We start from the raw sequence: 26,335 nt of genomic DNA, 5'->3' as shown, positions 1-26,335 counted from the left end.
TGATTGGGCGGAGCAGGGGCAATCGTCATCGCCCCCACGTGAGAGTTTTGCTTATTTGCCGAGAATGCCGGGCAGGTTCAGCCCGTTTTCCCGTGCGCAATCCAGTGCGATGTCATATCCCGCATCCGCATGACGCATCACACCGGTTGCCGGATCGTTCCAAAGGACGCGTTCGACCCTGCGTGCGGCATCTTCTGTGCCGTCACAACAAATCACCATGCCGGAATGCTGCGAGAAGCCCATTCCAACACCGCCACCATGATGCAGCGAGACCCAGGTTGCCCCGGACGCCGTATTCAGCAGCGCATTCAAAAGCGGCCAGTCACTGACCGCGTCCGAGCTGTCTTTCATGGCTTCGGTCTCCCGGTTCGGACTTGCGACCGAACCACTGTCAAGATGATCACGCCCGATCACGACCGGGGCTTTAAGCTCGCCATTCTTGACCATTTCGTTGAACGCCATGCCCAGACGATGGCGCTGCCCCAGACCGACCCAGCAAATACGCGCCGGCAGGCCCTGGAACGAAATGCGTTCGCGCGCCATATCCAGCCAGTTATGCAGGTGCGGATCATCGGGGATCAGTTCCTTGACCTTCTGGTCGGTCTTGTAGATGTCCTCCGGATCACCCGAAAGGGCGGCCCAGCGGAACGGACCGATGCCCTTACAGAACAGCGGGCGGATATAGGCCGGAACGAAGCCCGGGAAAGCGAATGCGTTCTCGAACCCTTCTTCCAGTGCCATCTGACGGATGTTGTTGCCGTAATCGACTGTCGGAATACCCGCATCATGGAAGGCAACCATGGCTTCGACCTGAACGCGCATGGATGCACGTGCGGCCTTGGAAACGGCCTTGGGGTCGGATTCCTGTTTTTCGCGCCATTCGGCAACGGTCCAACCCTGCGGCAGATAGCCATGCACCGGGTCATGCGCCGAAGTCTGATCGGTTACGATATCCGGGCGAACACCGCGTTTGACCAGTTCCGGGAACACATCGGCCGCATTGCCAATCAGGGCAACGGACTTGGCTTCGCCCGCCTTGGTCCAGCGCTCGATCATTTCAAGCGCCTCGTCCAGGGAATGGGTTTTCTCATCGACGTAACGGGTGCGCAGGCGGAAGTCCGCACGGGTTTCATCGCACTCGACCGCCAAGCAGCAGGCACCGGCCATCACGGCCGCCAACGGCTGTGCGCCACCCATGCCGCCAAGGCCGCCGGTCAAAATCCATTTGCCGGTAAGGTTGCCGTCATAATGCTGGCGACCTGCCTCGACAAAGGTTTCATAGGTGCCCTGAACGATGCCCTGTGACCCGATATAAATCCACGAACCCGCGGTCATCTGGCCATACATCGCCAGACCCTTTTTATCGAGTTCATTGAAATGGTCCCAGTTGGCCCAATGCGGCACAAGGTTGGAGTTCGCGATCAGAACGCGCGGTGCATCCTTGTGCGTGCGGAAAACGCCAACCGGCTTGCCCGACTGCACCAGAAGGGTCTGGTCATCTTCGAGTTCCTTGAGGCTGGCAACGATCTGATCGAAATCCTTCCAGGTGCGGGCCGCACGGCCAATGCCGCCATAAACAACCAACTCATGCGGGTTTTCGGCCACATCGGGATGCAGGTTGTTCATCAGCATGCGCATCGGCGCTTCGGTCAGCCAGCTTTTCGCCGAAATTTCGGTCCCGGTATCGGGATAAACATCACGCTGGTTGTGACGCGGATTATTGGTCATGACTTGCCTCTTAGTGCTGGGGCCAAATCGGCCAGTGTCTTCAGGATTTCGGTAAGATGCGTGCGCAGTTTTGCCGCACGGCTTTCGTCATAGGACCAAGGGGCTTCCTCGGCCGTTAGATAGGTCGATTGCGCCAGTTCCATCTGGATGGCGTGCTGATTGATCTCCGGGCGGCCATAATGGCGGGTGGTCCAGCCACCCTTGAAACGCCCGTTCAAAACCGCGCTGTATCCCGGCGCCTGCGAACAGATTTCAGACGTCAGCGTCTCGATCATCGGATCGCATGTCGTGCCCAGATTGGTGCCGATATTGAAATCCGGCAGAGTTCCCTCAAACAGGAACGGAATGTTTGATCGGATCGAATGGCAATCATACAGGATCGCCACACCATGTTTGGCGCGCACACGCTCAAGCTCGGCCGCCAATGCCTGATGATAGGGCGCATGGAAGGTCGCCGCGCGATAGGCAATGTCATCGTCGGTCGGGGCCACGTCCCAGATATTTTCGCCGTCAAAATCGGTCAGTGGCACAAGGGTCGTGGTGTTCTGACCGGGATAAAGGCTGACACCTTCGGGATCGCGGTTGGCATCAATCACATAGCGATGGAATGTCGCGCGTACCGTGGTGGCCCCGTCCAGTACCCCGTCATAAAGCTGATGGATATGCCAGTCGGTATCTGCCAGTTCACGGCCACGATCATTGAGCTTTCCGGCAATGTCATCGGGGACATAGGTGCCGGTATGGGGCAGGCCCAAAACAATCGGGCTATCGCCCTGTTTGATTTCAACCGGGTTGGTCATGCTCATGCATCCTCCCCGACAACAAAGCCCGACAATTTGGCGGCGGCGACAATGGTGCCTTCGGTAACAAGTTCGGCGGCCTTGGCCAGATCCGGTGCCATGTAACGGTCTTCCTTCACGGTCGGAATGTCGGCACGTACCGATTTCAGAACATTCAGAAGGCCCGGGCTGGTTTTAAGCGGGCTTCGGAATTCCACCCCCTGCGCCGCACAGATCAGCTCAACACCCAGAATATTGGCAAGGTTGGCATTCATCCGTGCCAGTCGACGTGCCCCGTGGGCCGCCATCGACACATGGTCTTCCTGATTGGCACTGGTGGGCGTGCTGTCGGTCGAGCACGGATTGGCCAGATGTTTGTTTTCACTCATCAGTGCTGCCGTCGTGACCTCGGCAATCATCAGACCGGAATTCAGACCCGGCTCCGGGGTCAGGAACGGCGGCAGATCATGCGACAGGGTCGGGTCGACCATCAGCGCGACACGGCGCTGGGCAATTGCGCCGATCTCGGCAACCGCAAGCGCGATCTGATCGGCGGCAAAGGCGACCGGTTCGGCGTGGAAGTTACCGCCCGAAACGATGCGGCCATCTTCTTTAAGCACCAGCGGGTTGTCGGTCACCGCATTGGCTTCGATCTCAAGCGTCTGACCGGCAAAGCGCAGCAAGTCCATCGCAGCCCCGGTGACCTGTGGCTGGCAACGGATGCAATAGGGATCCTGAACGCGGGTGTCGCCTTCGCGGTGGCTTTCGCGGATTTCCGAACCATCCATCAGTTCGCGCATCGCACGCGCAACATTGATCTGGCCGGGATGACCACGCAGGGTATGGATTTCATCGACCAGCGGGGCGGTTGATCCCATAATGGCATCGGTCGAAAGCGACGATGTAACAATTGAACTTGCCGCGTTGCGCCACGCCGAAAACAGCCCGACCAGCGCGCAGGCGGTGGAAAACTGCGTGCCGTTGATCAGGGCAAGACCCTCTTTCGGGCCAAGCACGACTGGCGTTAGACCCGCTTTGGCAAGCGCCTCGCCACCGGCCAGAACCTGGTCTTTATATAGGGCTTCGCCTGCACCGATCATGACCGCGGCCATATGGGCCAGCGGCGCCAGATCGCCAGATGCACCGACCGATCCTTGCGACGGGACCACCGGGGTGACGCCCTTGGCCAGCATGCCTTCGATCAGTTCGATCAGCTCCCAACGCACACCCGACGCGCCACGACCAAGCGACAGCAATTTAAGTGCCATCATCAAACGTGTGGTCGGGGTATCAAGCGGCTCGCCCACGCCGCAGCAATGGCTCAGGATCAGGTTGCGTTGCAGGGTTTCGGTATCTTCCGGGGCAATCTTGACCGAGGCCAGCTTGCCAAAACCGGTATTCACGCCATACACCGCATCTTCGCCGTCGGCCGCCTTGCGCACCATTGCGTGCGCGGCTTCAACACCGGCACGTGCTGAAGGATCGAGTTTGACCGCAACCTGATCACGCCAGATGCGTTCAAGCTCTGCCAGTTTGACCGAAGCGGGGATAAGGGTGACAGTCATATTCTAACCTCAGGGCATATGTTGGCGCGGTGGCGCGGGTTTCTCAGGCGGCGATGCTTTCACCGCCCAGAATGCGTTCGAACAGCGGGTTAAACCCGATGCGGTATGAAAGCTCGGCCGGATGTTTGGCATTCCAGATGGCAAGATCGGCACGGAGGCCTGCTTTGACCCGGCCGGTATCAGACAGGCCAAGTGCACGTGCCGCATGGGCCGTTGCACCCACAAGTGCCTCTTCGGGCGTCAGGCGGAACAGCGTGCAGGACATGTTCATGGTCAAAAGGATCGATGCCAGTGGCGATGTGCCCGGGTTGCAATCGGTGGCAACGGCCATGGGTACGCCGTGCTTGCGAAACGCCTCAATCGGCGGCAACTGGGTTTCATGCAGGGTGTAAAACGCACCGGGCAAAAGGACTGCGACCGAGCCGGACTTGGCCATGGCCATAGCGTCTTCTTCGGTGGCGTATTCAACGTGATCAACGGAATGCGCGCCATATTCGGCGGCCAATTTGGTGCCGCCGATGTTTGAAAGCTGCTCGGCATGCAGTTTGACCGGAATGCCAAGGTCGCGGGCCGCGTCAAACACACGTTTGATCTGATCGGTGTTAAAGGCAATGCCTTCGCAGAACCCGTCAACCGCATCGACCAGCCCCTCCGCATGGGCGGCTTTCAGAGCCGGAATACAGACTTCATCAATATAGCCGTCCGGATTGTCTTTATACTCGACCGGCACCGCATGGGCGCCAAGGAAGGTGGTCTTGATCCGCACGTTACGATGATCGGCGATCTTGCGCGCTGCGCGCAGCATGTTGAGCTCGGTCTCTTTGTTCAGGCCGTAACCTGATTTGACCTCAATCACCGAAACGCCTTCGGCCAGCAGCGCATCGACGCGCGGCAGGGCGGTTTCAATAAGTTCGTCAATTGATGCGTCGCGGGTGGCCTTGACCGTGGAAACAATCCCGCCGCCAGCACGCGCAACTTCTTCGTAGCTTGCACCCTTCAGGCGCATCTCGAATTCAACTGCACGGTCGCCGCCATGCACAACATGGGTATGACAATCAATCAAAGCCGGGGTGATCAGGCGTCCTTCAAGGTCACGAGTTGGACCCTCAAGATATTTGCTCGGGATGGCATCATCGGCGCCGACCCAATCAATCAGGCCGTCCTTGATGGCAATCGCACCGCATTCGATCAGGCCATAACTTTCCTGATCCTCAATCGTGACGATTTTTGCGTTTCGAAGCAGCATCGCGAAGCATCACCCCTTGATAAGTTTGTTATTAAAGATAATATGTACGTACATATTATTTCTGTCAAGACGGGTAGAGGCAATGACGGTTCTTTGGGCAAATCAGGCACTTACGACGACGGGCTGGCAAAACAATGTCCGCATAGACATTGATGAGAATGGCAGAATCGCTGCGATTCAGGCCGATTCTGCTGCGCCTTCGGATGCCTCAAGCAAAACCGATATTCTTCTTCCGGCGATTGCAAACCTGCACAGCCACGCGTTTCAGCGCTCCATGGCGGGCCTGACGGAAAGGCGTGGACCCGATCCGCGCGATACCTTCTGGACCTGGCGGCAATTGATGTTCCGCTTCCTCGATCAGCTGACACCGGACCATGTCGAAGCCATCGCGGCATTCGTTCAGATGGAGATGTTGGAGGCCGGATATGCCAACAATACCGAGTTCCATTATCTGCATCACCGCCCCGGCGGACATTTGTATGACAATATCGCCGAGATGGCCGAACGCATTGCCGCCGCGACCGAAATGACCGGCATCGGGCTGACGCTTTTGCCGGTGCACTATCAATATGGCGGCTGTGACAAGCGCCCACTGGGTCCCGGACAGATCCGGTTTGGCAACGATCCAGACCAGTTCGCTAAATTGTATGAGGAATCATCACGCGCGATTAAAAACCTGCCCGCCGATACTGTAATGGGCGTCGCACCGCATTCACTGCGTGCGGTTGGCCGCGAAGACTTGATCGCCACAAGCCTGCTTTCCAAGGACGGTCCGATCCACATGCATCTGGCCGAACAGCTGGCCGAGGTGGATGAAGTGCGTGAAAGCTGGGGCAAGCGCCCGACCGAATGGCTGCTTGAAAACGCTGATGTAAACGCAAACTGGTGCCTGATCCACTGCACACAGATAGAAGAGCACGAGACCCTTGGTCTTGCCAAAACCGGCGCGGTTGCGGGGCTGTGCCCGATTACGGAAAGCAGCCTTGGCGATGGGATCTTTGACGGGGTTCGCTATCTGAATGCCGGGGGTGTGATTGGTGTGGGCTCAGACTCTAACATCCGTATTTCCTTGTCTGAGGAGCTCCGTACACTCGAATACAGTCAACGCCTGCGTGACAATTCCCGTGCGGCTTTGGCAACAGAGGAAAAATCAACCGCGCGCCGTATCTATGACGCAGCCGCCAAGGGCGGTGCACAGGCTGCCGGGCGCGATTCCGGCCGGATCGAAGTCGGCGCATTGGCCGATTTGATGGCGCTGGATGGTTCGGCGGTTGACCTGATCGGCCGGACAGGCGATACGATCCTCGATACATATATCTTCGCCGGAGATGATCGCATGGTGCGTGATGTCTGGTCGGCCGGTCGCCATGTCGTGACCGAAGGCCGCCACATCGCCCATGACGCGATCACCAGCCGGTATCGCAACGTGATGGAACAACTCAAGGAAGCAGTGTGAACAGCCTGGAACAGCAAAGCTGGCAGTCCGTCCACGACGAGGTTCTGCGCCGCATTCATACGCGTGTTTGGAAGCCCGGCGATCTGATCCCCAAGGAAGTCGAACTTGCCGAGCAACTTGGCTGTGCACGCGCCACGGTAAACCGTGCCCTGCGTGAACTGGCATCCGAAGGGTTCCTGGATCGCCGGCGCAAGGCCGGCACACGGGTGGCAGCCCACCCGGTGCGGCGCGCCAAGCTTGATATTCCGGTTGTTCGTCTTGAGGTCGAAGGGCGCGGGCAGAAATATGCCTATGGCCTGCTGTTTAGTGAACGCCGCACGCCGCCACCGGAAATCTGCGCCAATCTGAGTGTAACCGCAGAAAGTGATATGCTGCATATCACCTCATTACATCTGGCCGATGGCAAGCCGTTCATGTTCGAGGACCGCTGGGTATCGATTGCCGCAACACCCACGATCGTTGAGGCCGACCTTGAAAAGATCAGTGCCAATGAATGGCTGGTGCTGCATGCACCTTATACGCGCGGCGATATCTATTTTTCCGCCGTCAATGCCACCGAGACCGAGGCCAAGGTACTGCGCACCGATCCGGGCACATCGCTTTTCCTGATGGAACGTACCACGTGGGAAAACCAGACCGGGATCACATCCGCCCGGCTTCTGTTTGCACCGGGCTATCGCAAACATTCTGCGATCTGAACCCATCTCTAAAAAGTAAAACTGGAGATTGGGCGATGGCCTAATGGCTGTTTGCCGCTACAGGTTCTCGGAAATGAGGATTTCAATGCGAATGCGTTCCTGAGAGGCGAGTGTTTCGCGGTTTTCGCACTTGGCTCTGAGGGTTCGAATGGCGCTTCGTACGATATGCCCAGGGTCCTGGTTGATCAGTGCGTCGAGTGTGTCGTCGCGTAATGCCTGCTCGGTGGACGGGGTGCGTTCGTGGGCAATGGTGATCAGTTTTCCATCGGGTTTGAGGTCCCGGGCGCATTCGATGGCCACACGGGCCTCAGAACCCATGATGTAAAGCCCGATAATGTCGGGATGCGCGGCAAAGGCGTTTTCAAGGACAAGTTTTGTGCGGTCCGGATAGCCGTGCGTTTCGAGGGTCGGTAGCGCATGAAAATGCGGGTAGTCCGGGCTCAATACCCGATCAAAACCAAGTCGACGTTCCAGGCTGTCACGTGATTGCATGGTTTCGGCAAGGACAAGAATATCCCCTGAACGGTTGCCAAGAAACCGGGCCATAAGACGCCCGGCCGTAGCCCCCGCGGCCACGTTATCAATGCCGACAAAGGATTGGCCGTCTTCTTCCTGCTGGTTGGAAACGATTGCGACCGTTTGAATGCCGCGTTCGCGCATCCGATAGAGCGCATCGCGAATTTGCGGGGTTTCCGGTGCCATGATCGCAATGCCGTCATATTCATCTGCTGACAGGCGCGAAAGCGTTCTTGCCGCGCGATGAGGATCGTGGTCGTCAATGCGAATGACCTTGGTCTGGATCATTTCAGCCCGGCTGGCTTGGGCAAATTCAGAGATATGCTTGATAATGACGCTTAGGAATTCGTCGCCAGAACGTGGCACGACAAAGCCAAAACGATAACCGCGCTGTCGGGCCAGTGTCGCCGCGACCTGATTGCGTTCAAATCCGATGCGTGTGATCGCCTCATTAACGGCATCGACGGTTTTCTGGCGCACACCGCTGCGCCCGTTCAGTACGCGGTCAACCGTCGCAAGGCTTACACCGGCTGCCTTTGCAAGGTCTTTTGTGGTTGGTCTCATTGGTTTTTAAGGCCCAGATCGGTCTGTTTTTTCTTATCTTACCCTCAACTATTGGAGGCGTCTCTGCAAGAAATTTGAGGTACGTACCGCAAAAAATGCTCATTTTGAGGTGCGTACCTCAAAAACTTGTGGTAGAAGTGCCGCAGTCGCCAAAAAGCTGCGACTTTCCAATGGGAGGAAAAACAAAATGAAATCAATACCTTTGAAGACGATTGTGGCGTCTGCAATCGTTGCTGGTTCGCTTCCGACAGCTGCTGCTGCCGAAGATCTGACCTTGTGCTGGGCAGCATGGGATCCTGCAAATGCACTTGTAGAGCTGTCCAAGGACTTCGAGACCAAAAGCGGCCACAACATGAGCTTCGAGTTTGTGCCGTGGACGTCATTTGCTGACCGTATGCTCAATGAATTGAATTCCGGTGGTCAGCTGTGTGATCTGATGATCGGGGACAGCCAGTGGATTGGTGGCGGTGCCGAAAACGGTCACTACGTCAAACTGAATGACTTCTTTGATGCCAACGGTATCGACATGGGCGACTTCATTCCGGCCACCGTGACCGGTTATGCCGAGTGGCCGAAAAACACGCCAAACTATTATGCATTGCCCGCCTTTGGTGATGTGGTCGGCTGGACCTATCGCAAGGACTGGTTCGAACGTCCGGAAATTCGCGCAGAGTTTAAGGAAAAATATGGTCGTGAGCTTGGTGCGCCGGAAACCCTTGAAGAGCTCAAGGACATTGCGCAGTTCTTCCAGGGGCGCGAAATCGATGGCAACACTGTTTATGGTGCGGCGATCTATACCGAGCGTGGGTCCGAAGGCATCACCATGGGCGTTACCAACGCGCTTTATAACTATGGCTTCCAGTACGAGAACCCGGACCAGCCTTATGACATCGAAGGGTTCGTTAACTCAGACGGCGCGGTTGCTGGACTTGAATACTACAAGGACCTTTATGATACCGCCACGCCTCCGGGCTCATCGAACTGGTATATGGGCGAAAATATTGATGCCTATAAATCCGGTCAGGTTGCGCTTCAGATGAACTTTGCCTTCATCTGGCCGGGTGTTGAAGCCGACCCCAATGTCGGTGGCGGTAAGTCGGGGTACTTCCCGAATCCGGCAGGGCCGGCAGGGCAGTTTGCGCAGCTCGGCGGGCAGGGGATTTCGGTTGTTGCCTACTCTGAAAAACAGGATGCAGCGCTTGAATACATCAAGTGGTTTGCCCAGCCTGAAATTCAGGCCCGCTGGTGGGAGCTTGGTGGCTATTCTGCGTTGCGCGCCGTGGTCGAGGATCCCGGTTTTGCCAGCAGCCAGCCATATGCACAGACTTTCCTTGATAGCATGGCAATCGTGAAGGACTTCTGGGCAGAACCTGCTTATGCCGATTTGCTTTTGTCGATGCAGGAGCGCGTCCACAACTATGTCGTGGCTGGCGACGGCACGGCCAAGGAAGCGCTTGACGATCTGGCCAAGGATTGGATCGAAGTCTTCGAAGATGAAGGCAAGCTTTAAGTCGTCTTGTTGAAGGCGACCGGCTCTGCACCGATCCCGGTGTGATGGATAATTGCACCGGGACCATCTCCCCCGACAAAGCAGAGACCGTGTGGCATCGCCGCATGGCCAAGGGCATCCATAATGAAGAATATTCCGATCGAAAAGATCGCCAGTGCGACGCCAGACAGTGTGGCGCGGCACATTCGTGGCCTGTCGGATCGAAGCATCGCGTGGATTTTTGTCGCACCAACAATCTTCCTGTTGCTGGCGATCAATATTTTCCCGCTGATCTGGACCGTTTGGCTGAGCTTTACCAACAGTCGTGTGAACCGTCCCAACCGTGATGTCGAATGGGTGGGTTTGCGCAACTACGAACGCATCCTGACCGATTCCGATATCTGGAACACGATGCAAGCAACAGCACATTTCCTGATTTGGACCATCGTTTTGCAGGTCCTGATCGGCTTTATGCTGGCCTTCCTGATCAACAAGAAATTCAAGGGCAATGACCTTTGGACGACGATCATTGTCTTTCCGATGATGTTGTCGCCAGCTGTGGTCGGTAATTTCTGGACCTTCCTGTATCAGCCGCAAATTGGCTTGTTCAATTACGTCATAGCCTTCTTTACTGGTGCAGATCCGGCAAGCTTTTCGATGATTGGTGATGTGCATCTGGCACCTTGGGCGATTGTGATTGCCGATACCTGGATGTGGACGCCCTTTGTGATGCTGATCTGTTTGGCAGGTTTGCGATCCATTCCAAACAGCATCTATGAAGCCGCCGAATGCGACCGTGCATCAAAGTGGCGGCAATTCTGGACGATTACCATTCCGATGGTGCTGCCGTTTTTGATGTTGGCCGTGCTGTTTCGCGGGATTGAAAATTTCAAGATGTTCGACCTTGTGGTCCAGCTGACAGGCGGTGGGCCGGGAAACACGACGACATTGACGTCAATCGATCTGAAACGTGAAGCCTTTGAAAAATGGCGGACTGGATATTCATCGGCCTATGCCGTCATTTTGTTTGTGACGGTATTCGGTCTCGCGTCGATCTATGTCAAAGCCCTCAACAAGGTAAAAGAAAGATGAGTTTTTCTGTTACAGAACCAAACAAGGGAACCAAATGGTTCGCCGGGGTCCTTGTTGTTGGCTATGCCCTGGTGACGATTGCACCCTTGCTGTGGATCATTGCGACCGGGTTCAAATCCCCCGCTGATTCCATTGCCTATCCGCCCAAGGTGGTTTTTGAACCATCGATGGAAGGATATGTGAACCTGTTTACCGAGCGGACCCGGGCGACCGACGATATGCTTGAAGCGGCAGGTGAACCCACAACCTGGTACGAGGAAATTGCACGCGATCAGGGGACCGTGATCAGTGGTCCGTCGCGCTATGGCGAACGGTTTCTGAACTCGGTGATTATCGGGTTTGGTTCCACCGCACTTTGCATGATCCTTGGCACGGCTGCCGCCTATGCCTTTAGTCGTTTTCGTGTGCCGCTTAAGGATGATCTGCTGTTCTTTATCCTTTCAACCCGCATGATGCCGCCGATTGCGGTTGCCATTCCGATCTTTCTGATGTTCAGGAACTTGGGTCTGAATGACACGCATCTGGGGATGATCCTGCTGTATACGGGTGTGAACCTGTCCCTGTCGGTATGGCTGCTTAAGGGGTTCATTGATGAAATCCCGATCGAGTACGAAGAAGCCGCCCTTATTGATGGCTATACCCGTTTTCAGGCCTTTTACAAGGTGGTGCTGCCACAGGCAGCGACGGGCATCGCATCCACGGCCATCTTCTGTCTGATATTTGCATGGAACGAATATGCGTTTGCCGTGCTGCTGACGTCTGGCACGGCTCAGACGGCACCGCCCTTTATTCCGACAATCATCGGTGTGGGTGGCAAGGATTGGCCCGCTGTTGCCGCCGGAGCAACCATCTTCCTTGTGCCGGTCATGGTCTTCACCATTCTTCTGCGTAAACATCTTCTGCGCGGGATCACGTTTGGAGCCGTTCGCAAATGAGTGATTTCATCAACAACCTTCTTCGGCTGCGCCGTGGTCCATGGGAAATGGTGGCATCGGTGCTCATTGCGCTGGGTGTTGTCATGCTGATGCAACCGGTTGCGATTACGCTGTACACCTATTCCTTCATTACCACGCTGATCGGAACAGTCATGTTCATCATCGTCAGCCACTTCCCGGAGTAACCCATGGCACAGATTAGAATTGAAAACGTGCGCAAGGATTTCGGGACGTTTACCGCAGTTCAGTCTTCAACCTTCACGATTGAAGATGGTGAGTTCTTCATGCTTTTGGGGCCGTCTGGCTGTGGCAAGACAACCACCCTTCGCATGATGGCCGGGCTTGAACTGCCAACGCGGGGCGAAATCTATATCGATGGCGAAGAGGTGGGTCAAAAGCCCGCCAGCCAGCGCGATATTGCCTTTGTTTTTCAGATGTTTGCGCTTTATCCACATATGAATGTGCGGGCCAACATCAGCTATCCCTTGAAAAGTCAGGGGATGAAATCGGGCGATGTCAAAAACAAGGTCGGTGAAGTGGCTGAAATTCTTGGCATTACCGATATCCTTGACCGGCCGGTTGGCGGGTTGTCTGGCGGGGATCGTCAACGTGTTGCCCTTGGCCGCGCGATTGTCCGTGACCCCAAGGCATTCTTCATGGATGAGCCACTTGGAGCCCTTGATGCCGAGTTCCGCGAACATATGTCCGAAGAGCTTCGTGCCTTGCACGATCGGATGGGGGCCACCACGGTTTACGTCACTCATGATCAGCTTGAGGCAATGCAAATGGGCGACAAGATCGTGGTTATGAACCATGGCGTCGTCGAACAGTTTGGCGTTCCCCAAGACATCTATGACTGGCCAGCTACCCGCTTTGTTGCCGAGTTTATCGGATCACCGCCAATGAACTTCCTTGAGTTCGAAGGCATGATTGGCACGGGTGGTACTGAGGTGCGTTTAAACGATGTTCCTATGGAAGTGCCGCAAAGCCGCGAAGGGGCAAATGGCAAACTGACGTTTGGCATACGCCCCGAACATGTAGATTTTAATGATGACGCGCCCTATCGCGGCCGGGTGATTGCGACCGAGTATCTCGGCACCACGCAAATCGTTACTTTCGAGACGCCAAATGGTTTGCTTAAGGCGCGTGTTCCCAGCCATGAAGTTGTGACAAATGGGCAACTCATCGGTCTGCGGTTTGATCCAAGAACAGTCACATTGTTCGATGCGCAACATGGCAAGGCATTGCGTTCACAAGGGAATGAGGGAGTGTTCGGACATGGCTGAGGTAAGCTTAACCGGTGTCACCAAATGCTTTGGGGCGGATACGGCACTTGATAATGTGACAATGACCATTCCAGACGGTTCCTTTGTTGTGCTTCTTGGTCCGACCGGGGCGGGGAAAACAACAACGCTTCGGATGGTTTCCGGGCTTGATAACCCGGATGCAGGGCAGGTCATGATTGGCGGGCGTGACATGGCGGGGCTGACTCCGGCCCAACGCGACGTCGCCATGGTGTTTCAGCAATACTCGCTCTATCCGCATATGACGGTGCGTGACAATCTGGAATTCCCGCTGAAATCCCCGATCCTGAAAACGTCCAAGGATCAGATCAAACGCAAAGTCGGTGAAATCGCAGAGATTTTGCAGATCAGCCACAAGCTTGATAACAAGGCGACCGAGTTATCAGGGGGGGAGATGCAGCGTGTCTCCATCGGGCGTGCGTTGGTCCGCAAACCGATGGTTTATCTGATGGATGAGCCACTAAGTTCGCTTGATGCCAAGTTGCGTGCTGACCTTCGGGTTGAGCTGAAATCCATTCAGGCGGATTCCGGGGCGACGCTTTTGTACGTTACCCATGACCAGATCGAAGCCATGACCATGGCGACCCATGTTGGGGTTCTTGATCAGGGGCGGCTGGTTCAGTTTGGCGCGCCGCGTGAAATCTATGAAGACCCGGTCAGCATCTATGCTGCCAGTCGGCTTGGTCAACCGCGGATCAATGTTTTGCCTGCCGATGTCTTTGCTGGCGCCCCAAGTGGGGCAGCGAAGATCGGACTGCGTCCTGAACAAATCATTCAGGGCGAGGGTGAAGAAAGCTTTGTTCAGCGGGTTGAGCATCTTGGGGATCAGACACGGCTTCATCTGACGTTCAAGTCGCATGACCTGATCACGGTCACGGATGCTCATACGGAACTTAAAACCGGAGACATCGTCAAGATTAGTCCACGGAAACCATTCTACTTCGGCGCTGACGGCGCTCGGGTGGCCTGAAGGAGATCACAATGGCCCAATTCATAAACAATAAAGACGCAACTGTAACCGAAGCCATTGATGGCGTGATAAAGGCATCCGGCGGCAAACTGGCCCGGATTGACGGATACCCACATATTCGTGTGGTGGTACGCAACGACTGGGACAAATCAAAGGTCGCCATTGTTTCGGGTGGTGGCTCTGGCCATGAACCGGCCCATGCCGGTTTTGTGGGGGCGGGCATGCTGACAGCTGCGGTTTGCGGTGATGTGTTTGCCTCCCCGTCGGTTGATGCCGTGCTTGCCGGTATCCTGTCGGTTACCGGTCCATCCGGCTGTTTGCTGATTGTCAAAAACTATACCGGGGATCGGCTTAATTTCGGCTTGGCAGCAGAACGTGCGCGGGCCTTTGGCCTGAAGGTCAATATCGTCATTGTTGATGATGATATCGCCTTGCCAGATCTTCCGCAGCCACGTGGTGTGGCAGGCACGCTTTTTGTCCATAAAATTGCCGGTGCGATGGCCGAAAGCGGCGCGTCACTTGAAGACGTAACTGCGGCCGCCAATCGGGTGATTTCGGGGACTAAATCTATTGGCATGTCGCTTGATACCTGCACCGTTCCGGGATCCCCCAAGGAAAACCGTATTGGGGATGGCAAGGCCGAGCTTGGACTTGGCATTCACGGCGAAGCAGGTGTTCAACAGATTGATTATCACAATGCCGAGCAAGCCATGGCTGCAGTCACGGCCAAGCTTGCAGCGGTCATGGAAAACAAGCCGCATGTGGTGTTGCTCAATAACCTTGGCGGGACATCCGTGCTTGAGATGGCCATTCTGGCCAACGACCTGATCAATTCATCGATTGCCAAGAACCTGAAATTCATCGTGGGGCCAGCCGCCATGATGACGTCGCTTGATATGCGGGGCTTTTCGGTATCGGTCTATCCGATCAGTGCCGAGGATCATGCATGGTTGTCTGCACCCTGTGCACCATCAGCCTGGCCGGGTTGCAATCCGATAAAACCTGTTAGTGTCATTGAGCTTCCTGATGGCCTGACGCCAATCCAGCCGATCCCGTCCGAGCATCGCCAGACTGCGGCGTTTCTGACGCAGTGCTGTCATATCCTGATTGATGCTGAAAATGATCTGAACGCGCTGGATGCAAAGTCGGGCGATGGCGATACCGGGTCCACGCTTGCCACAGCGGCGCGGGCCTTAATGGGTGCTCTTGATCGGTTGCCACTTGCCGATCATACCCAGCTTTTGCGCGCCATTGGGCAGGAGCTTAGCCAGACGATGGGAGGATCATCAGGTGTATTGCTGGCGATCTTCTTCACCGCAGCCGGGGACGCGGCCTCAAGCGGGCGTTCGATGGTGGCGGCGCTCAAGGACGGTTTGGAGCGCATGCAGCAGATTGGCGGTGCCGAACTCGGTGACCGTACGATGGTTGATGCTCTGAAGCCTGCTCTTGACGCACTTGAAGGCAAAGGTCTTTCTGCAGCGGCAGATGCGGCTCGCAAAGGGGCTGTTCATACCTCGACGATTGTCAAGGCAAAGGCAGGACGGGCATCCTATATCAATGCTGAACAGCTTGAAGGTCATATCGACCCGGGGGCTGAGGCCGTCGCCCGGTTGTTTGAACAACTGAGCGAGTAGGGTTAATCTTATCGCCTTTTAATATCGGCATCAAAAAGCCCTAGCTACAATCGGTTGGGGCTTTTTGACAGCTGATCGCGTTTCCAAAATGGAAAAAGGGGCAAACTGAGCGCTTTCTGCGATCTGAACTCAAATCCCGAAAAAGTAAAACCGGCGACGAAGCGACCGAGCACGCCGCCGGTTTCTGCAAAGATTAGCGGCCGAAACCGCATAATCCCGGCAATCAGTAGACCTCGCGATAGATCGCCTCGATTTCCTTGGCGGTCATGTCACGCGGGTTGCTGTCAATCAGGCGATGGATCTTGGTAAAGACTTCCTCGGCCATTTCGGGCAGGGACTCTTCGGTGACGCCAAGATCGCGCAGACGGGTTTCAAGACCGCTGGCCGGGACCATTTCCTCGATCCGTTTGACGAAGGCCTCAGCAGCGGCATCTTCGCTGTCGAACTCAACCCCTTCGATCAGGCAGGGTGCCAGTTCGGCATAAAGCTTTTTGGCCGAGGGCAGGTTAAAGCGGATCACTTGCGCCATGACCAGTGCATTGGCATGGCCGTGCGGGATATGGAACCGCGCACCCAGCGGATAGGCCAAGCCATGAATGGCGGCAACCGATGCATTGGCAAAGGCCATCCCGGCAATCAGCGACCCCTGCAACATCGCAGAGCGTGCTTCCTTGTCACCCGGATTTTCAATCACCTTCATCAGGTTTTTGCCCAGCAGCGAAAGGGCCGTTACCGCCATGCCATCGGCAATCGGGTTCTTGCGCGTCCGGCTGGTATAGCCTTCGATTGCATGCACCATGGCATCAAGGCCTGTGGCGGCTGTGACTTTTTGCGGCAGGCCATAGGTCAGCTCTGCGTCAAGAAGGGCGATGTCGGGCATCAGTTGCGGGGTGTAGACAACCTGTTTGAGGTTGTTGTTATCGGTAATCACCGACACCCAGGTGACTTCCGATCCGGTCCCGGCAGTGGTCGGGATCTGGATCAGTGGCAGGCGATCACCGGTTGCCTTGTCGATACCATAGATCTCTTCGATGGTCTGATCGCTGTTGGCCAGCAACGCAACCAGCTTGGCACTATCAAGTGAACTGCCGCCGCCAAGTCCAATCACGCCATCTGCCTTGAAGTCACGTGCACCGGTAATCGCAGCTTCGACGACTTTCTGGGGTGGGTCGGCTTCGACGTCGGAAAAGATCTGAACAGCGATCCCGGCGGCTTCGAGGGAGGCTTGTGCCTTTTGCGCAAAGCCCAGTTTGACGATGCCCGGATCGCAGACGATGGTGACACGGCTGGTGCCGAGTTCTTTCATCAGGCTGCCGGTCTTGGCAATGCCACCGGCTTCGCAGACAATGCGCGGGACGCTTCGGAACATGAAACTCATGATTTGTCTCCTTATCCGGGATCAGTTGGCATTCCCGGCGAGACCGCCGAGGCACATATATTTAATCTCGACGAAATCATCGACGCCGTATTTCGACCCTTCGCGGCCGATGCCGGATTCCTTGACCCCGCCAAACGGGGCGGATTCAGTCGAAATGATACCTTCGTTGATGCCAACGATGCCGTATTCAAGCGCCTCGCCAACCCGCCAGATGCGGCCGATATCACGGGCATAGAAATAGGCCGCCAGACCAAACGGCGTATCATTGGCCATTCGAATGGCGTCTTCTTCGCTGCTGAACTTGAACAGCGGGGCAACCGGGCCAAAGATTTCCTCGGAGAAAATCCGCATATCGGCGGTAACCCCGGTCAGGATGGTCGGGGTGTAAAAGTTGCTGTCTGCTTTGGCGCGGTTACCGCCAAGCACGGTCTTTGCACCGCGGGAAACGGCGTCTTCGACCAGTGCTTCGACCTTTTCAATCGCCTTGGTATTGATCAGCGGACCCTGCGTAACGCCGTCTTCGGTGCCGTGACCAACGCGCAGTTTGCCAACGGCCTCGGCCAGTTTGGCGGCAAAGGCGTCATAGACACCGTCCTGAACCAGAATACGGTTGGCACACACACAGGTCTGACCGGCATTGCGGTATTTCGATGCAATCGCGCCGGCAACGGCCGCATCCAGATCGGCATCGTCAAACACGATGAACGGCGCATTGCCACCCAGTTCCAGACTGACCTTTTTGACTGTGTCGGAGCACTGACGCATCAAAAGCTTGCCGACCTGGGTCGAACCGGTAAAGGACAGCTTGCGCACAATCGGGTTCGCGGTCAGCTCCCCACCAATTTCTGCGCCGTGCGATGCGGTGACGATGTTGATCACGCCATCGGGGAAGCCTGCACGTTTGGCCAGTTCCACCAGTGCCAGTGCGGTCAGCGGCGTATCTTCGGCCGGTTTGATGACGACGGTGCAGCCCGCCGCAAGGGCCGGGGCGCATTTGCGTGTGATCATTGCCATCGGGAAGTTCCATGGTGTGATCGCGGCGACAACACCGATCGGCTGTTTGATGGTGATGATGCGTTTATCCGCCCCATGGGACGGAATGACGTCGCCATAGATGCGTTTGCCTTCTTCGGCAAACCATTCAAGGAAGGACGCGCCATAGGCAACTTCGCCGGATGCCTCGGCAAGGGGTTTGCCCTGTTCGCGGGTCATCAGCAGGGCAAGGTCGGCCTGTGCCGCCATGCAGAGATCAAACCATTTACGAAGGACGCTTGCGCGTTCCTTTGCGGTTTTGGCGCGCCATGTGGGCAGGGCGGCATTGGCGGCATCAACTGCGCGGCCGGTTTCAGCCGCACCCATATCGGGCACATCGGCAAGATGTTCGCCCGTGGCCGGATCGACGACCGCAAAGGTCTTGCCGCTGTCAGATGCGACCCAGTTGCCGTCGATATGTGCCTGGGTCTGCCAAAGGCCGGAATCATTGAGCTGGATGGTCATGGTGGCTATTCCTTTTCGTTACAGCACGGCGGCATAAATCGCGCGTGCGGCATCGAACGTCATTTCACGCGGGTTGTTCATCAGAAGGCGTTCCACCTTCATCGCATCGGTTGCCAGCATGTCGAGGTCGCTTTCCGCCACGCCGACTTCGCGCAAGGTGCGGCTGAACGGCATGCGTTCGACCATGTCGGTCATGAAATTGATGAAGCGATCACAGGCGACATCGTCATTTGCGAATTTTTCGCCGGGCAGAACCGCACGGGCGAGCTCGGCATAGTGTGATACCGCGGCATCCCGGTTGAATTTCAGAACTTCGATCAGGACCAATGCATTGCTGTGGCCATGCGGTACGTGAAAATGTCCGCCCAGCGGATAGGCAAGGGCATGAACAGCCGCGACCGGGGCATTGGCAAAGGCCATCCCGGCCAGCATGGAGCCCTGAAGCATGGCTTCGCGGGCTTCGCGTGACGGGGTGGCGGAAACCGCATCATCGATATGGGCGGTCATCAGCTGCATCGCACGGATGGCGAGCCCGTCAGACAGCGCATTTTTCTTGTGCTTGGTGGTGTAGGCCTCAATCGCATGAACCATGGCATCAATGCCGGTCATGGCCGTGATCGGTGCCGGAAGGCCCATGGTCAGTTTGGCATCCAGCAGGGCGATATCGGGATAAAGCAGGTTGGAAACGACACCCTTTTTCTCGTGTGTCGGGGTGGTGACGATCGAGATTGGGGTGACTTCCGAACCGGTACCGGCCGTGGTCGGCACCTGAATAAGCGGCAGGCGCGGACCTGTTGCCAGACCGATGCCATAAATCTCGTCAAGCTTCTGGTCCTTGCCGCACAGAAGGGCGACCAGTTTGGCGGTATCAAGCGATGAACCGCCCCCAAGGCCGATGACGATATCGGCCTTGAAATCACGGGCACCCTTGACGGCCGCCAGAATGCTTTGCTCGGGCGGGTCGGCCTGAACATCAGTCCACAGCAGGGTTTCGATCCCGGCGTCCTTAAGGGCGGCATAGGGGGCGTCAATCAGGCCAACCTTCTGCAAACCCGGGTCGGTCAGGAGAACGGCGCGTTTTGCACCGAACTCCTTGCAGAGCGCACCGAGTTGCAAGGCACCGTCGAACTCGCAGATGACGCGAGGGGTGGTTTCAAACACAAAGTCTGACATGGGAAACCTCGTCTTTTGACTTGTCTGTTAGCGGGATCAGGCGGTTTCCAGTTCAGCCTTGGAAACGGTGCCACGTTCGATGCGATAACTGCCCGCCACCAGATCGGCAGAATGGCTGTCATCGGATTCAGAGATCAGGACGCACAGGCCACTGCTGCCCAGATCGGAAATAACTTCCGACAGGCGACGTGACAGGACCGGTGCGACCCCTTCGAACGGTTCATCAAGCAACAGAAGATTGCGGCCGGGCATCAATGCGCGCCCGAGCGAAACCAGTTTCTGCTGCCCGCCGGAAAGCTGCAGCGCCCGGCGATCCCGGAACTGGGCGATTTCCGGCAACAGGTCATAGACCCATTTCAGCCGTTCCTCGGCGTCCTTGATGCCGTTGGTCCAGGCCGGAAGAAGAATGTTTTCCTCGACCGTCAGGGACGGGATCAGACGACGGTCTTCGGGCATGTAGCTGATGCCGGTTTTGGCGCGGGCAAAGTCGGCCATCTTGCGCAGGTCCTGACCATTAAAGGTGATGGTGCCCTGGTCTGCATCCAGAAGGCCCATGATGGCGCGCATCAGGGTGGTTTTGCCTGCCCCGTTATGGCCAATCAGGCCAAACATCTTGCCGGATGGAACCAAAAGCGAGACATCACGCAAGATCGGAATATTGCCGATTGAAACATCGAGATTGTTGATTTCCAGGGTCATGATGCGCCATTCCCTTGTTTGGTGGTGGGACGATGGCCGGTCACAAGATCGCGGACCTGCTGATCGGCCAGAACAGCCGCAGGTTCGCCATCGGCAATGATTTCGCCGCTATAGAACGCCAAAACGCGCGAGACATAGCGTTCGACCACATCCATGTCATGTTCGACAAACAGCACGGTCACACCATGCTGACGCACGGCATTCATCACCGTATCCATCAGGCCGGTCTTTTCATCCATGCTGACACCGCTGGTCGGTTCATCAAGCAGCAGCATCTGCGGATTGCCGATCAGGGCCATGGCGATATCGACCAGTTTGCGCGCACCCTGCGGGACGGCGGTCACCAGTGAATCGCGATAGTTTTCGACACCGAATTCCTTGAGGATTTCCTCCGCACGGGCGATGCGGGCATCGCTGCGCAGGGGGCTTAAGAAACTCGGACGGGCACTTTCGGCAGCCGCCAGCGCGACAATCAGGTTGTCGAGCACGGTCATTTCCGGGAACAGCTGAGCGACCTGGAAGGAGCGTGCCATTCCGGCCCGCGTGATGGCACGCGGGGAATGCCCCATGATGGACTTGCCGTTAAACAGGATCTCGCCCCGGGTCGGTTTGAGATAGCCCGTCACCATGTTGATGAAGGTCGTTTTGCCAGCCCCGTTGGAACCAATAACGCCAACGACTTCACCCTTGTTGATCTGAACGTTCAAATCCTTTGCGGCGATGACCGCGCCGAATTCCTTGTTCAGCGAACGTGTTTCGAGAATGCAGGTCATGCCCGTTCTCCTGTTTTTTCACGGCTGACCAGGCTCCACAGCCCTTTGGGCAGGAAGATGATGACCGCAAGCAGCGTGAAACCGAGGATCATCTGCCAGGTATGGGGAACGAATTCGATGGCGTAGGTCCGCACGAACGAGAAGACGATGGCCGCGATAAACGGTGCCGCCACATGGCCCAGTCCACCGAGCAGTGCGATGAAGACAAACTCACCCGACGTGGTCCAATAGGCCATTTCCGGATCGACGTGGCCGGTGGCCAGTGCCGTCAGGCCGCCACCAAGGGCGGAAACAGCGGCCGCAGCAACATAGTTGCCATACAGCAACCAGCGCGGCGACAGGCCGAGATATTCAACACGGACTTCGTTTTCGCGAACCGCTTCGCAAATAACACCCACGCCAGCCTTGGTGTAGCGATGGAGAAGAACAGCAACGATCAGACCGGCAACCACAGTCATGGTAAAGACCGTATGCTGGCTGCCCGCACCTGCTTCGGGGGCCCAGCCAAACAGGGTCCAGTCATGAACGTTAAAGCCGTCCGTGCTGCCCAGTTCCTGACTTTTGACGAGAATGCCAAACAGGATCATCGAGAAGGCCAGCGACAGCATCGCAAAGAAGATTTCGCGATAACGTGTCAGCAACAGGCCCAGCAGCATCGCAATGACGATGGCGACAAACATACCCAGCGACAGGGCGGCAATCGCATCATGAATGCCAAAGAACTGACCGCCCATGCCAACAGTGTACCCACCGATGCAATAGAACAGGCCCTGACCAAAGGACACGAGGCCGGAACGCATCTGCATGACGACGCCTTGCACGACAAGCGCCTTGGCCAGTGCGATGGTCAGAAGGAAGATCAGCCAACCCGGCGAAACGAAGCCGAACAGAACGCAGGCAAGTGCGACCAGTCCGAGCGAGATTTCAGTTTTATCAAGACGCATGTCAGATTTTCCTCACCAAAGTACGGCCAAACAGGCCTTCGGGACGGAACGCGAGAACCAGCGACATCACGCCATAAATGACGAACAGTTCGAATTCAGGGGCATAGTGGACCGCGGCCGCACGGCTCAGTCCGACCAGAAGCGCGCCGACTGCCGCACCGCCAATGCTGCCAAGGCCGCCAATGACGACAACGGCGAAGGCCAGCACGATCACTTCGATACCGATCCCCGGCACAACCGAGATCGCAGGCGCGGTCAATGCACCGGCAAGCGCACCCAGCGTGGTGCCAAGAACAAAGGTGATGGTGAACATCAGTTTTACGTTCACACCCATGGCAACCGCGATTTCGCGGTCATGGATCACGGCACGCAGGACCTTGCCCTGATTGGTGCGTTCAAGCCACGCCCACAGGCCAAGACCAAGCAGGGCGGACACACCGACCAAGGCGACGTCGTAATTGGAAACCTTGAGTAATCCGAGCGATGTACGCCCGAGTTCGGAATAGGGCTGATAGGCGAAATAGGGGCTGACACCCCAGACGATTTTCATGCCGTCTTCAAGGATCAGAAGAAGGGCATAGGTAATGATCACCATCAGGATTTCGTCGCGGCCATACATCAGGCGCAGCAATCCGCGTTCGACGATCACACCGACAATCAGACCGGCAACCAGCGCGGCACCCACCAGCAGCAGATAGCTGACCCAGGCCGGGCCCATGCCATTGTTGAAATACCAGCCAACGAGGGAAGCCGCCGAATAGGCGCCGATGGCATAGAAGCTGCCATGCGCCATGTTCAGGATGCGCATCACCCCGTAAATCACGGTCAGGCCAGCAGCCACAAGAAACAGCCACGATGCATAGATCGAGCCATCAATCAGGACGGCAAGAAGACTTGTCATCACAAATATCCAGTGTGCAGGGAAAAGGGCGGACATCCCCAGGGAGGTGGGATGTCCGCAGGATCAGGAAGCTCTCTGAAACAGAGCGGGCAGCTTAGTTACACTGAGCGCCCGGGAAGCCGTCTGCGATCCAGTCCGCAGCAGCAACACCTTCCGGGGGGGTTACGCATTCGCCAGCGAACGAAACAGCGTTCTTGATCGAGGCAACGCCGTCTTCGTAGTGGTATTCACCATAGGTGATACCCTGCATTGCCTGATGGCCGTTTGCGCGCGCCATTTCAACCGTGCCCGAAACCGACTCAAAGGTGGCACCTTTCATGGCAGCGGCCAGCTGCTCTGCAGATGCGATTTCCTTGTCGCCAACACCGGCATTTTCAGCAGCATATTTCAGACCAAGGATCGCCTGTGCCATTTTGGTTGCCGGGTAGACCGGTTCCAGATCGTAGGCATTCTGATAGACACCCTCAAACCAGGTGTTCAGTTCGTTGTCCGGGGCAAACTGGCCGAACGGGCCACGTGCACCGATGATCATGCCGTTCGGGGCCTGATCCTTGTAGGTGGCAAAGGATGCTTCGCCGCAGGTCAGAAGGCCGGTTGCATCTTCAAGAAGGCCACGTGCGTTTGCCTGCAGAACCAGCGCTTCCATGTCGCCACCCCAGAAGGAGCTGTGAACGACTTCCGGGCGTTTCACCGACAGGGCGGAGATTTCAGCACCGTACTGACCCTGATAGATTTTCGGGAACTGTTCTTCGACGACTTCTGCTTCCGGCATCAGGGCCGAAGCAGCAGCGGTGAAGTCAGCCCAGCTGTCCTGGCCCCAGGAATAGTTCTGCTGGATACCGGCAAGACGGGTGACGTCCGGGCGGGTCGCTGCGAGATAGCGAACAGCACCGATGTTATCGACCGATGCATCAAGACCGGTACGGAACATGTAGGCCGCGTCCGGGTTGTCAGCAAAGAGACGGGGAGTACCGCAGTCATATGCGATGGTGAAGGTTTTCAGTTCTTCGGCAACCGGCGCAATCGCCAGGCAGTCGCCCGAAGAAACATAGCCGATGACAGCATCGACTTTCTGACGCTGAACAAGGTTGCGGTATTCTTCAACCTGCTTGGTTGCACCACCGGCTTCGTCGATGACCACGGCTTCGATTTCCAAGCCGTTGATGCCGACCTTATCGTAAGGTGCAGGCAGGTTGCCCTTGTTCAGTTCATCAACAAGAACCTTGGCGGCATTTGCCGACGGAACACCGAACGGACCCGCTGCCGGACCGGACAGGAAGGTTACGATCCCGACGCGGAACTTGCCGTTTTCAGCCGCCGATGCAGAACCGGCTGCGCCAGCTGCAAGGGCGAGGGCTGCGACGCCCGAAACAAGGTATTTGCTGAATTTTGATTTATTGTTCTTCACTATTTCCTCCCTTAGGAAAAGTCATGGAGTTGGCGGTGGAACTGCCTCCGACCCGCCCGCCACGGCATCGCGGCGACGTTTGACCATCTCTTTTGATGGTTTGAGGTCTTCGGCATCGTAGATCGCCCAATTCCCCACCATCAGTTTTGATGGCGGAAAGTCTTCGTTGTGGACGACCGTGCCCACGGCTTGCGCCTGGACAATCTGGTGAGTTTCGGGATCGATGTAGGATGCAAAGCCCGGCGGATCTTCGGGCAGGGCCAGTTGCAATCCTTCGAGGGCTGTGATCAGGGCGCGGTCATCATCAACGCCGCCAGCCTTTTCAATGGCGCGTGCAATGGCGATGATCCCGGTATAGGCGCCTTCGGCCGCATAGGTCGGATAGCGCCCGGTCATGTCGTGGAACTGTTTGACGAACCGCTTGTTGCGGCCAGTTTCGGGCCAGTTATTGTGATGGCGCGCTGACAGGATCAAACCCGGATAGGGCTGATCACCAAGCGCCATCATCACATCGTAATTGGCCCCGGTATCGAAATTCGCCAGGCGGGTGGTTTCAAAGAAGCGGGTTGATGCCGCCTGTTTGATAAAGGCGATGAAATCTCCGCCCCAGAGCGCGGTAACAACGACGTCGGCCTTTGCCGATTGCAGGGCGTTGATATAGACCGAGTAATCCGGTTCATAAAGCTTGGGCCACAGATCGCCGACCGTTTCATATTCGACACCCAACTCATCAAGTGCGAGCTGCAGGTCCGTCCAGGAAACATGGCCGTAATCATAATCCGGCCCAACGAAGGCAAGGCGCTTCCAGCCGGTTTCCTTTTGCAGGTCACGCAAATAGCGCGCACCGGCGGCCATTGACGTCCAGCTGTCATTGGTGACACGGAAATAGTAATCGTGACCGGCCTCAATGCTCAGTCGGGATGACGCATGATCGGTGCCGACCATGACGATTTTCTCGGTCCGGGCCAGATCGCTGACGGCATGGGCCACACCTGACGACACGATGCCGCAGAAGAACTTGGCCTTGTCATTGGTGATGAAATCCTGTGCCAGTCGGACCGCGTAGGATGCCTTTGATCGCGGGTCATCGGCGATGACGCGAAGATTGGGTACATCAAGGCCCGATCGGGCTTCGGCTTCGAGGTCCTGAAGGGCGATCTTGATCCCGGAAATACTGTCGCGACCATAGGTCGCCGACCGTCCGGTCATCGGGTACAAACAGCCGATGACAGCATCTGCGTTCTGTGTAGATGCGCCCAGCTCAAAACGTTCTGCCTGTGCGGTATCGGCCGCAAACAGTGCGAACGTGGCAGCAATAATGGTGATGCACCCGGAAACCGGGCGTTTGAACATCTCCATGACTTTCCTCCCTGCGAATGGTTGTTCCATCCGCGTTTGTACCTTTGTCTCGCTATTCCGCAAAGGCTGTGCCAGTTGCGAAATTTCGAAGCAAAGTCAGGAAAGCCGGGCGATTGACCGTTCTGGTCCGAATTCATGGAGCGGTTTTGAGCGCTGCGTTGAGCGCCTTGCGCTCAAACAGCAAAACACCCTTGAGCGGTTTCCGCTCAAGGGTGCATTGGAAATGC

At 56.6% G+C, this 26,335-nt stretch carries 23 protein-coding genes; 9 read left to right on the top strand and 14 right to left on the bottom strand.

Features of this window, described 5'->3' with window-relative positions; translation table 11 throughout:
- Window positions 1-51 precede the first annotated feature (51 nt).
- From hutU to hutI, 4 genes are read right to left on the bottom strand one after another with little or no spacing between them, the layout of a single operon-like run.
- Window positions 52-1,728, bottom strand: coding sequence for a urocanate hydratase (gene hutU / locus HED22_RS12620; RefSeq protein ID WP_167722717.1), 1,677 nt, complete (start codon window positions 1,726-1,728; stop codon window positions 52-54).
- Window positions 1,725-2,534, bottom strand: a complete 810-nt coding sequence (gene hutG, locus HED22_RS12615) for an N-formylglutamate deformylase (protein ID WP_254870014.1) — start codon at window positions 2,532-2,534, stop codon at window positions 1,725-1,727. The genes hutU and hutG overlap by 4 nt, the downstream gene beginning before the upstream one ends.
- Window positions 2,531-4,072, bottom strand: a complete 1,542-nt coding sequence (hutH, locus tag HED22_RS12610) for a histidine ammonia-lyase (RefSeq protein ID WP_167722715.1) — start codon at window positions 4,070-4,072, stop codon at window positions 2,531-2,533. Before hutH ends, hutG begins: the two co-directional genes overlap by 4 nt.
- Window positions 4,073-4,115: 43 nt before the next feature.
- Complete coding sequence (gene hutI, locus HED22_RS12605) at window positions 4,116-5,318, bottom strand: imidazolonepropionase (RefSeq protein ID WP_167722714.1); 1,203 nt, start codon at window positions 5,316-5,318, stop codon at window positions 4,116-4,118.
- 82 nt (window positions 5,319-5,400) lie between these two features.
- On the opposite strand from hutI, the gene HED22_RS12600 reads away from it, so the two are divergent.
- Together HED22_RS12600 and HED22_RS12595 are read left to right on the top strand one after the other, a co-directional pair.
- Window positions 5,401-6,774 (top strand): formimidoylglutamate deiminase, encoded by a 1,374-nt coding sequence (locus tag HED22_RS12600; protein ID WP_167722712.1) that lies wholly within the window; start codon window positions 5,401-5,403, stop codon window positions 6,772-6,774.
- On the top strand, window positions 6,771-7,472 hold the full coding sequence (locus tag HED22_RS12595; protein ID WP_167722710.1) for a GntR family transcriptional regulator: 702 nt from the start codon (window positions 6,771-6,773) through the stop codon (window positions 7,470-7,472). The genes HED22_RS12600 and HED22_RS12595 overlap by 4 nt, the downstream gene beginning before the upstream one ends.
- Before the next feature lie 57 nt (window positions 7,473-7,529).
- On the opposite strand, the gene HED22_RS12590 is transcribed toward HED22_RS12595, so the two are convergent.
- A complete protein-coding gene (locus HED22_RS12590; RefSeq protein ID WP_167722708.1) occupies window positions 7,530-8,552 on the bottom strand; it encodes a LacI family DNA-binding transcriptional regulator in 1,023 nt (340 codons plus the stop codon).
- 187 nt (window positions 8,553-8,739) lie between these two features.
- Between HED22_RS12590 and HED22_RS12585 the strand changes: the two genes are divergently transcribed.
- The 7 genes from HED22_RS12585 to HED22_RS12555 all read left to right on the top strand — a co-directional run bounded on the left by HED22_RS12585 (window position 8,740) and on the right by HED22_RS12555 (window position 15,976).
- Window positions 8,740-10,062, top strand: coding sequence for an ABC transporter substrate-binding protein (locus HED22_RS12585; protein WP_167722705.1), 1,323 nt, complete (start codon window positions 8,740-8,742; stop codon window positions 10,060-10,062).
- A 123-nt stretch (window positions 10,063-10,185) separates the two neighbouring features.
- On the top strand, window positions 10,186-11,133 hold the full coding sequence (locus HED22_RS12580) for a carbohydrate ABC transporter permease (RefSeq protein ID WP_167722703.1): 948 nt from the start codon (window positions 10,186-10,188) through the stop codon (window positions 11,131-11,133).
- Window positions 11,130-12,068 (top strand): carbohydrate ABC transporter permease, encoded by a 939-nt coding sequence (locus HED22_RS12575; protein ID WP_167722700.1) that lies wholly within the window; start codon window positions 11,130-11,132, stop codon window positions 12,066-12,068. The genes HED22_RS12580 and HED22_RS12575 overlap by 4 nt, the downstream gene beginning before the upstream one ends.
- On the top strand, window positions 12,065-12,253 hold the full coding sequence (locus tag HED22_RS12570; protein ID WP_167722698.1) for a hypothetical protein: 189 nt from the start codon (window positions 12,065-12,067) through the stop codon (window positions 12,251-12,253). The genes HED22_RS12575 and HED22_RS12570 overlap by 4 nt, the downstream gene beginning before the upstream one ends.
- A gap of 3 nt (window positions 12,254-12,256) precedes the next feature.
- Window positions 12,257-13,354 carry an ABC transporter ATP-binding protein gene (locus HED22_RS12565; RefSeq protein ID WP_167722696.1) on the top strand — a complete coding sequence of 366 codons (1,098 nt, stop codon included), beginning with the start codon at window positions 12,257-12,259 and terminating at the stop codon, window positions 13,352-13,354.
- Window positions 13,347-14,342, top strand: a complete 996-nt coding sequence (locus tag HED22_RS12560; protein WP_167722694.1) for an ABC transporter ATP-binding protein — start codon at window positions 13,347-13,349, stop codon at window positions 14,340-14,342. The genes HED22_RS12565 and HED22_RS12560 overlap by 8 nt, the downstream gene beginning before the upstream one ends.
- 11 nt (window positions 14,343-14,353) lie before the next feature.
- Complete coding sequence (locus HED22_RS12555) at window positions 14,354-15,976, top strand: dihydroxyacetone kinase subunit DhaK (RefSeq protein ID WP_167722692.1); 1,623 nt, start codon at window positions 14,354-14,356, stop codon at window positions 15,974-15,976.
- A gap of 223 nt (window positions 15,977-16,199) precedes the next feature.
- Here HED22_RS12555 and HED22_RS12550 read toward each other — a convergent pair whose 3' ends face one another.
- The 9 genes from HED22_RS12550 to HED22_RS12510 form a co-directional block, all read right to left on the bottom strand.
- Window positions 16,200-17,354 carry an iron-containing alcohol dehydrogenase gene (locus HED22_RS12550; protein ID WP_167722691.1) on the bottom strand — a complete coding sequence of 385 codons (1,155 nt, stop codon included), beginning with the start codon at window positions 17,352-17,354 and terminating at the stop codon, window positions 16,200-16,202.
- Between the two features lie 21 nt (window positions 17,355-17,375).
- Window positions 17,376-18,851: an NAD-dependent succinate-semialdehyde dehydrogenase gene (locus tag HED22_RS12545; protein WP_175581234.1), complete on the bottom strand. Its 1,476-nt coding sequence runs from the start codon at window positions 18,849-18,851 to the stop codon at window positions 17,376-17,378.
- 18 nt (window positions 18,852-18,869) lie between these two features.
- A complete protein-coding gene (locus HED22_RS12540) occupies window positions 18,870-20,024 on the bottom strand; it encodes an iron-containing alcohol dehydrogenase (protein WP_167722690.1) in 1,155 nt (384 codons plus the stop codon).
- 36 nt (window positions 20,025-20,060) lie between these two features.
- A complete protein-coding gene (locus HED22_RS12535) occupies window positions 20,061-20,723 on the bottom strand; it encodes an ABC transporter ATP-binding protein (RefSeq protein ID WP_167722689.1) in 663 nt (220 codons plus the stop codon).
- The gene (locus tag HED22_RS12530; RefSeq protein ID WP_167722688.1) at window positions 20,720-21,496 is read right to left on the bottom strand and encodes an ABC transporter ATP-binding protein; all 777 of its coding nucleotides are present in this window, start codon (window positions 21,494-21,496) and stop codon (window positions 20,720-20,722) included. The genes HED22_RS12535 and HED22_RS12530 overlap by 4 nt, the downstream gene beginning before the upstream one ends.
- Window positions 21,493-22,440: a branched-chain amino acid ABC transporter permease gene (locus tag HED22_RS12525; protein ID WP_167722687.1), complete on the bottom strand. Its 948-nt coding sequence runs from the start codon at window positions 22,438-22,440 to the stop codon at window positions 21,493-21,495. The genes HED22_RS12530 and HED22_RS12525 overlap by 4 nt, the downstream gene beginning before the upstream one ends.
- Window position 22,441: 1 nt before the next feature.
- Window positions 22,442-23,341 (bottom strand): branched-chain amino acid ABC transporter permease, encoded by a 900-nt coding sequence (locus HED22_RS12520; RefSeq protein WP_167722686.1) that lies wholly within the window; start codon window positions 23,339-23,341, stop codon window positions 22,442-22,444.
- A 94-nt stretch (window positions 23,342-23,435) separates the two neighbouring features.
- A complete protein-coding gene (locus HED22_RS12515; protein WP_167722685.1) occupies window positions 23,436-24,749 on the bottom strand; it encodes an ABC transporter substrate-binding protein in 1,314 nt (437 codons plus the stop codon).
- A gap of 21 nt (window positions 24,750-24,770) precedes the next feature.
- Window positions 24,771-26,108: an ABC transporter substrate-binding protein gene (locus tag HED22_RS12510; protein WP_167722684.1), complete on the bottom strand. Its 1,338-nt coding sequence runs from the start codon at window positions 26,106-26,108 to the stop codon at window positions 24,771-24,773.
- Window positions 26,109-26,335: the final 227 nt, after the last annotated feature.

The sequence above is a fragment of the Thalassospira sp. HF15 genome, from assembly GCF_011806525.1.
Lineage (GTDB): Bacteria > Pseudomonadota > Alphaproteobacteria > Rhodospirillales > Thalassospiraceae > Thalassospira.
The sequence above is the reverse complement of the archived record's forward strand: the minus strand, read 5'-3'. Positions and strand labels throughout refer to the sequence as shown.

Bases quoted from the DNA above. Each gene is read 5' to 3' on its own strand.
- hutU (WP_167722717.1), bottom strand. From the start codon at position 1,728: ATGACCAATAATCCGCGTCACAACCAGCGTGATGTTTATCCCGATACC.
- hutG (WP_254870014.1), bottom strand. From the start codon at position 2,534: ATGAGCATGACCAACCCGGTTGAAATCAAACAGGGCGATAGCCCGATT.
- hutH (WP_167722715.1), bottom strand. From the start codon at position 4,072: ATGACTGTCACCCTTATCCCCGCTTCGGTCAAACTGGCAGAGCTTGAA.
- hutI (WP_167722714.1), bottom strand. From the start codon at position 5,318: ATGCTGCTTCGAAACGCAAAAATCGTCACGATTGAGGATCAGGAAAGT.
- HED22_RS12600 (WP_167722712.1), top strand. From the start codon at position 5,401: ATGACGGTTCTTTGGGCAAATCAGGCACTTACGACGACGGGCTGGCAA.
- HED22_RS12590 (WP_167722708.1), bottom strand. From the start codon at position 8,552: ATGAGACCAACCACAAAAGACCTTGCAAAGGCAGCCGGTGTAAGCCTT.
- HED22_RS12585 (WP_167722705.1), top strand. From the start codon at position 8,740: ATGAAATCAATACCTTTGAAGACGATTGTGGCGTCTGCAATCGTTGCT.
- HED22_RS12580 (WP_167722703.1), top strand. From the start codon at position 10,186: ATGAAGAATATTCCGATCGAAAAGATCGCCAGTGCGACGCCAGACAGT.
- HED22_RS12575 (WP_167722700.1), top strand. From the start codon at position 11,130: ATGAGTTTTTCTGTTACAGAACCAAACAAGGGAACCAAATGGTTCGCC.
- HED22_RS12570 (WP_167722698.1), top strand. From the start codon at position 12,065: ATGAGTGATTTCATCAACAACCTTCTTCGGCTGCGCCGTGGTCCATGG.
- HED22_RS12565 (WP_167722696.1), top strand. From the start codon at position 12,257: ATGGCACAGATTAGAATTGAAAACGTGCGCAAGGATTTCGGGACGTTT.
- HED22_RS12560 (WP_167722694.1), top strand. From the start codon at position 13,347: ATGGCTGAGGTAAGCTTAACCGGTGTCACCAAATGCTTTGGGGCGGAT.
- HED22_RS12555 (WP_167722692.1), top strand. From the start codon at position 14,354: ATGGCCCAATTCATAAACAATAAAGACGCAACTGTAACCGAAGCCATT.
- HED22_RS12550 (WP_167722691.1), bottom strand. From the start codon at position 17,354: ATGAGTTTCATGTTCCGAAGCGTCCCGCGCATTGTCTGCGAAGCCGGT.
- HED22_RS12545 (WP_175581234.1), bottom strand. From the start codon at position 18,851: ATGACCATCCAGCTCAATGATTCCGGCCTTTGGCAGACCCAGGCACAT.
- HED22_RS12540 (WP_167722690.1), bottom strand. From the start codon at position 20,024: ATGTCAGACTTTGTGTTTGAAACCACCCCTCGCGTCATCTGCGAGTTC.
- HED22_RS12535 (WP_167722689.1), bottom strand. From the start codon at position 20,723: ATGACCCTGGAAATCAACAATCTCGATGTTTCAATCGGCAATATTCCG.
- HED22_RS12530 (WP_167722688.1), bottom strand. From the start codon at position 21,496: ATGACCTGCATTCTCGAAACACGTTCGCTGAACAAGGAATTCGGCGCG.
- HED22_RS12525 (WP_167722687.1), bottom strand. From the start codon at position 22,440: ATGCGTCTTGATAAAACTGAAATCTCGCTCGGACTGGTCGCACTTGCC.
- HED22_RS12520 (WP_167722686.1), bottom strand. From the start codon at position 23,341: ATGACAAGTCTTCTTGCCGTCCTGATTGATGGCTCGATCTATGCATCG.
- HED22_RS12510 (WP_167722684.1), bottom strand. From the start codon at position 26,108: ATGGAGATGTTCAAACGCCCGGTTTCCGGGTGCATCACCATTATTGCT.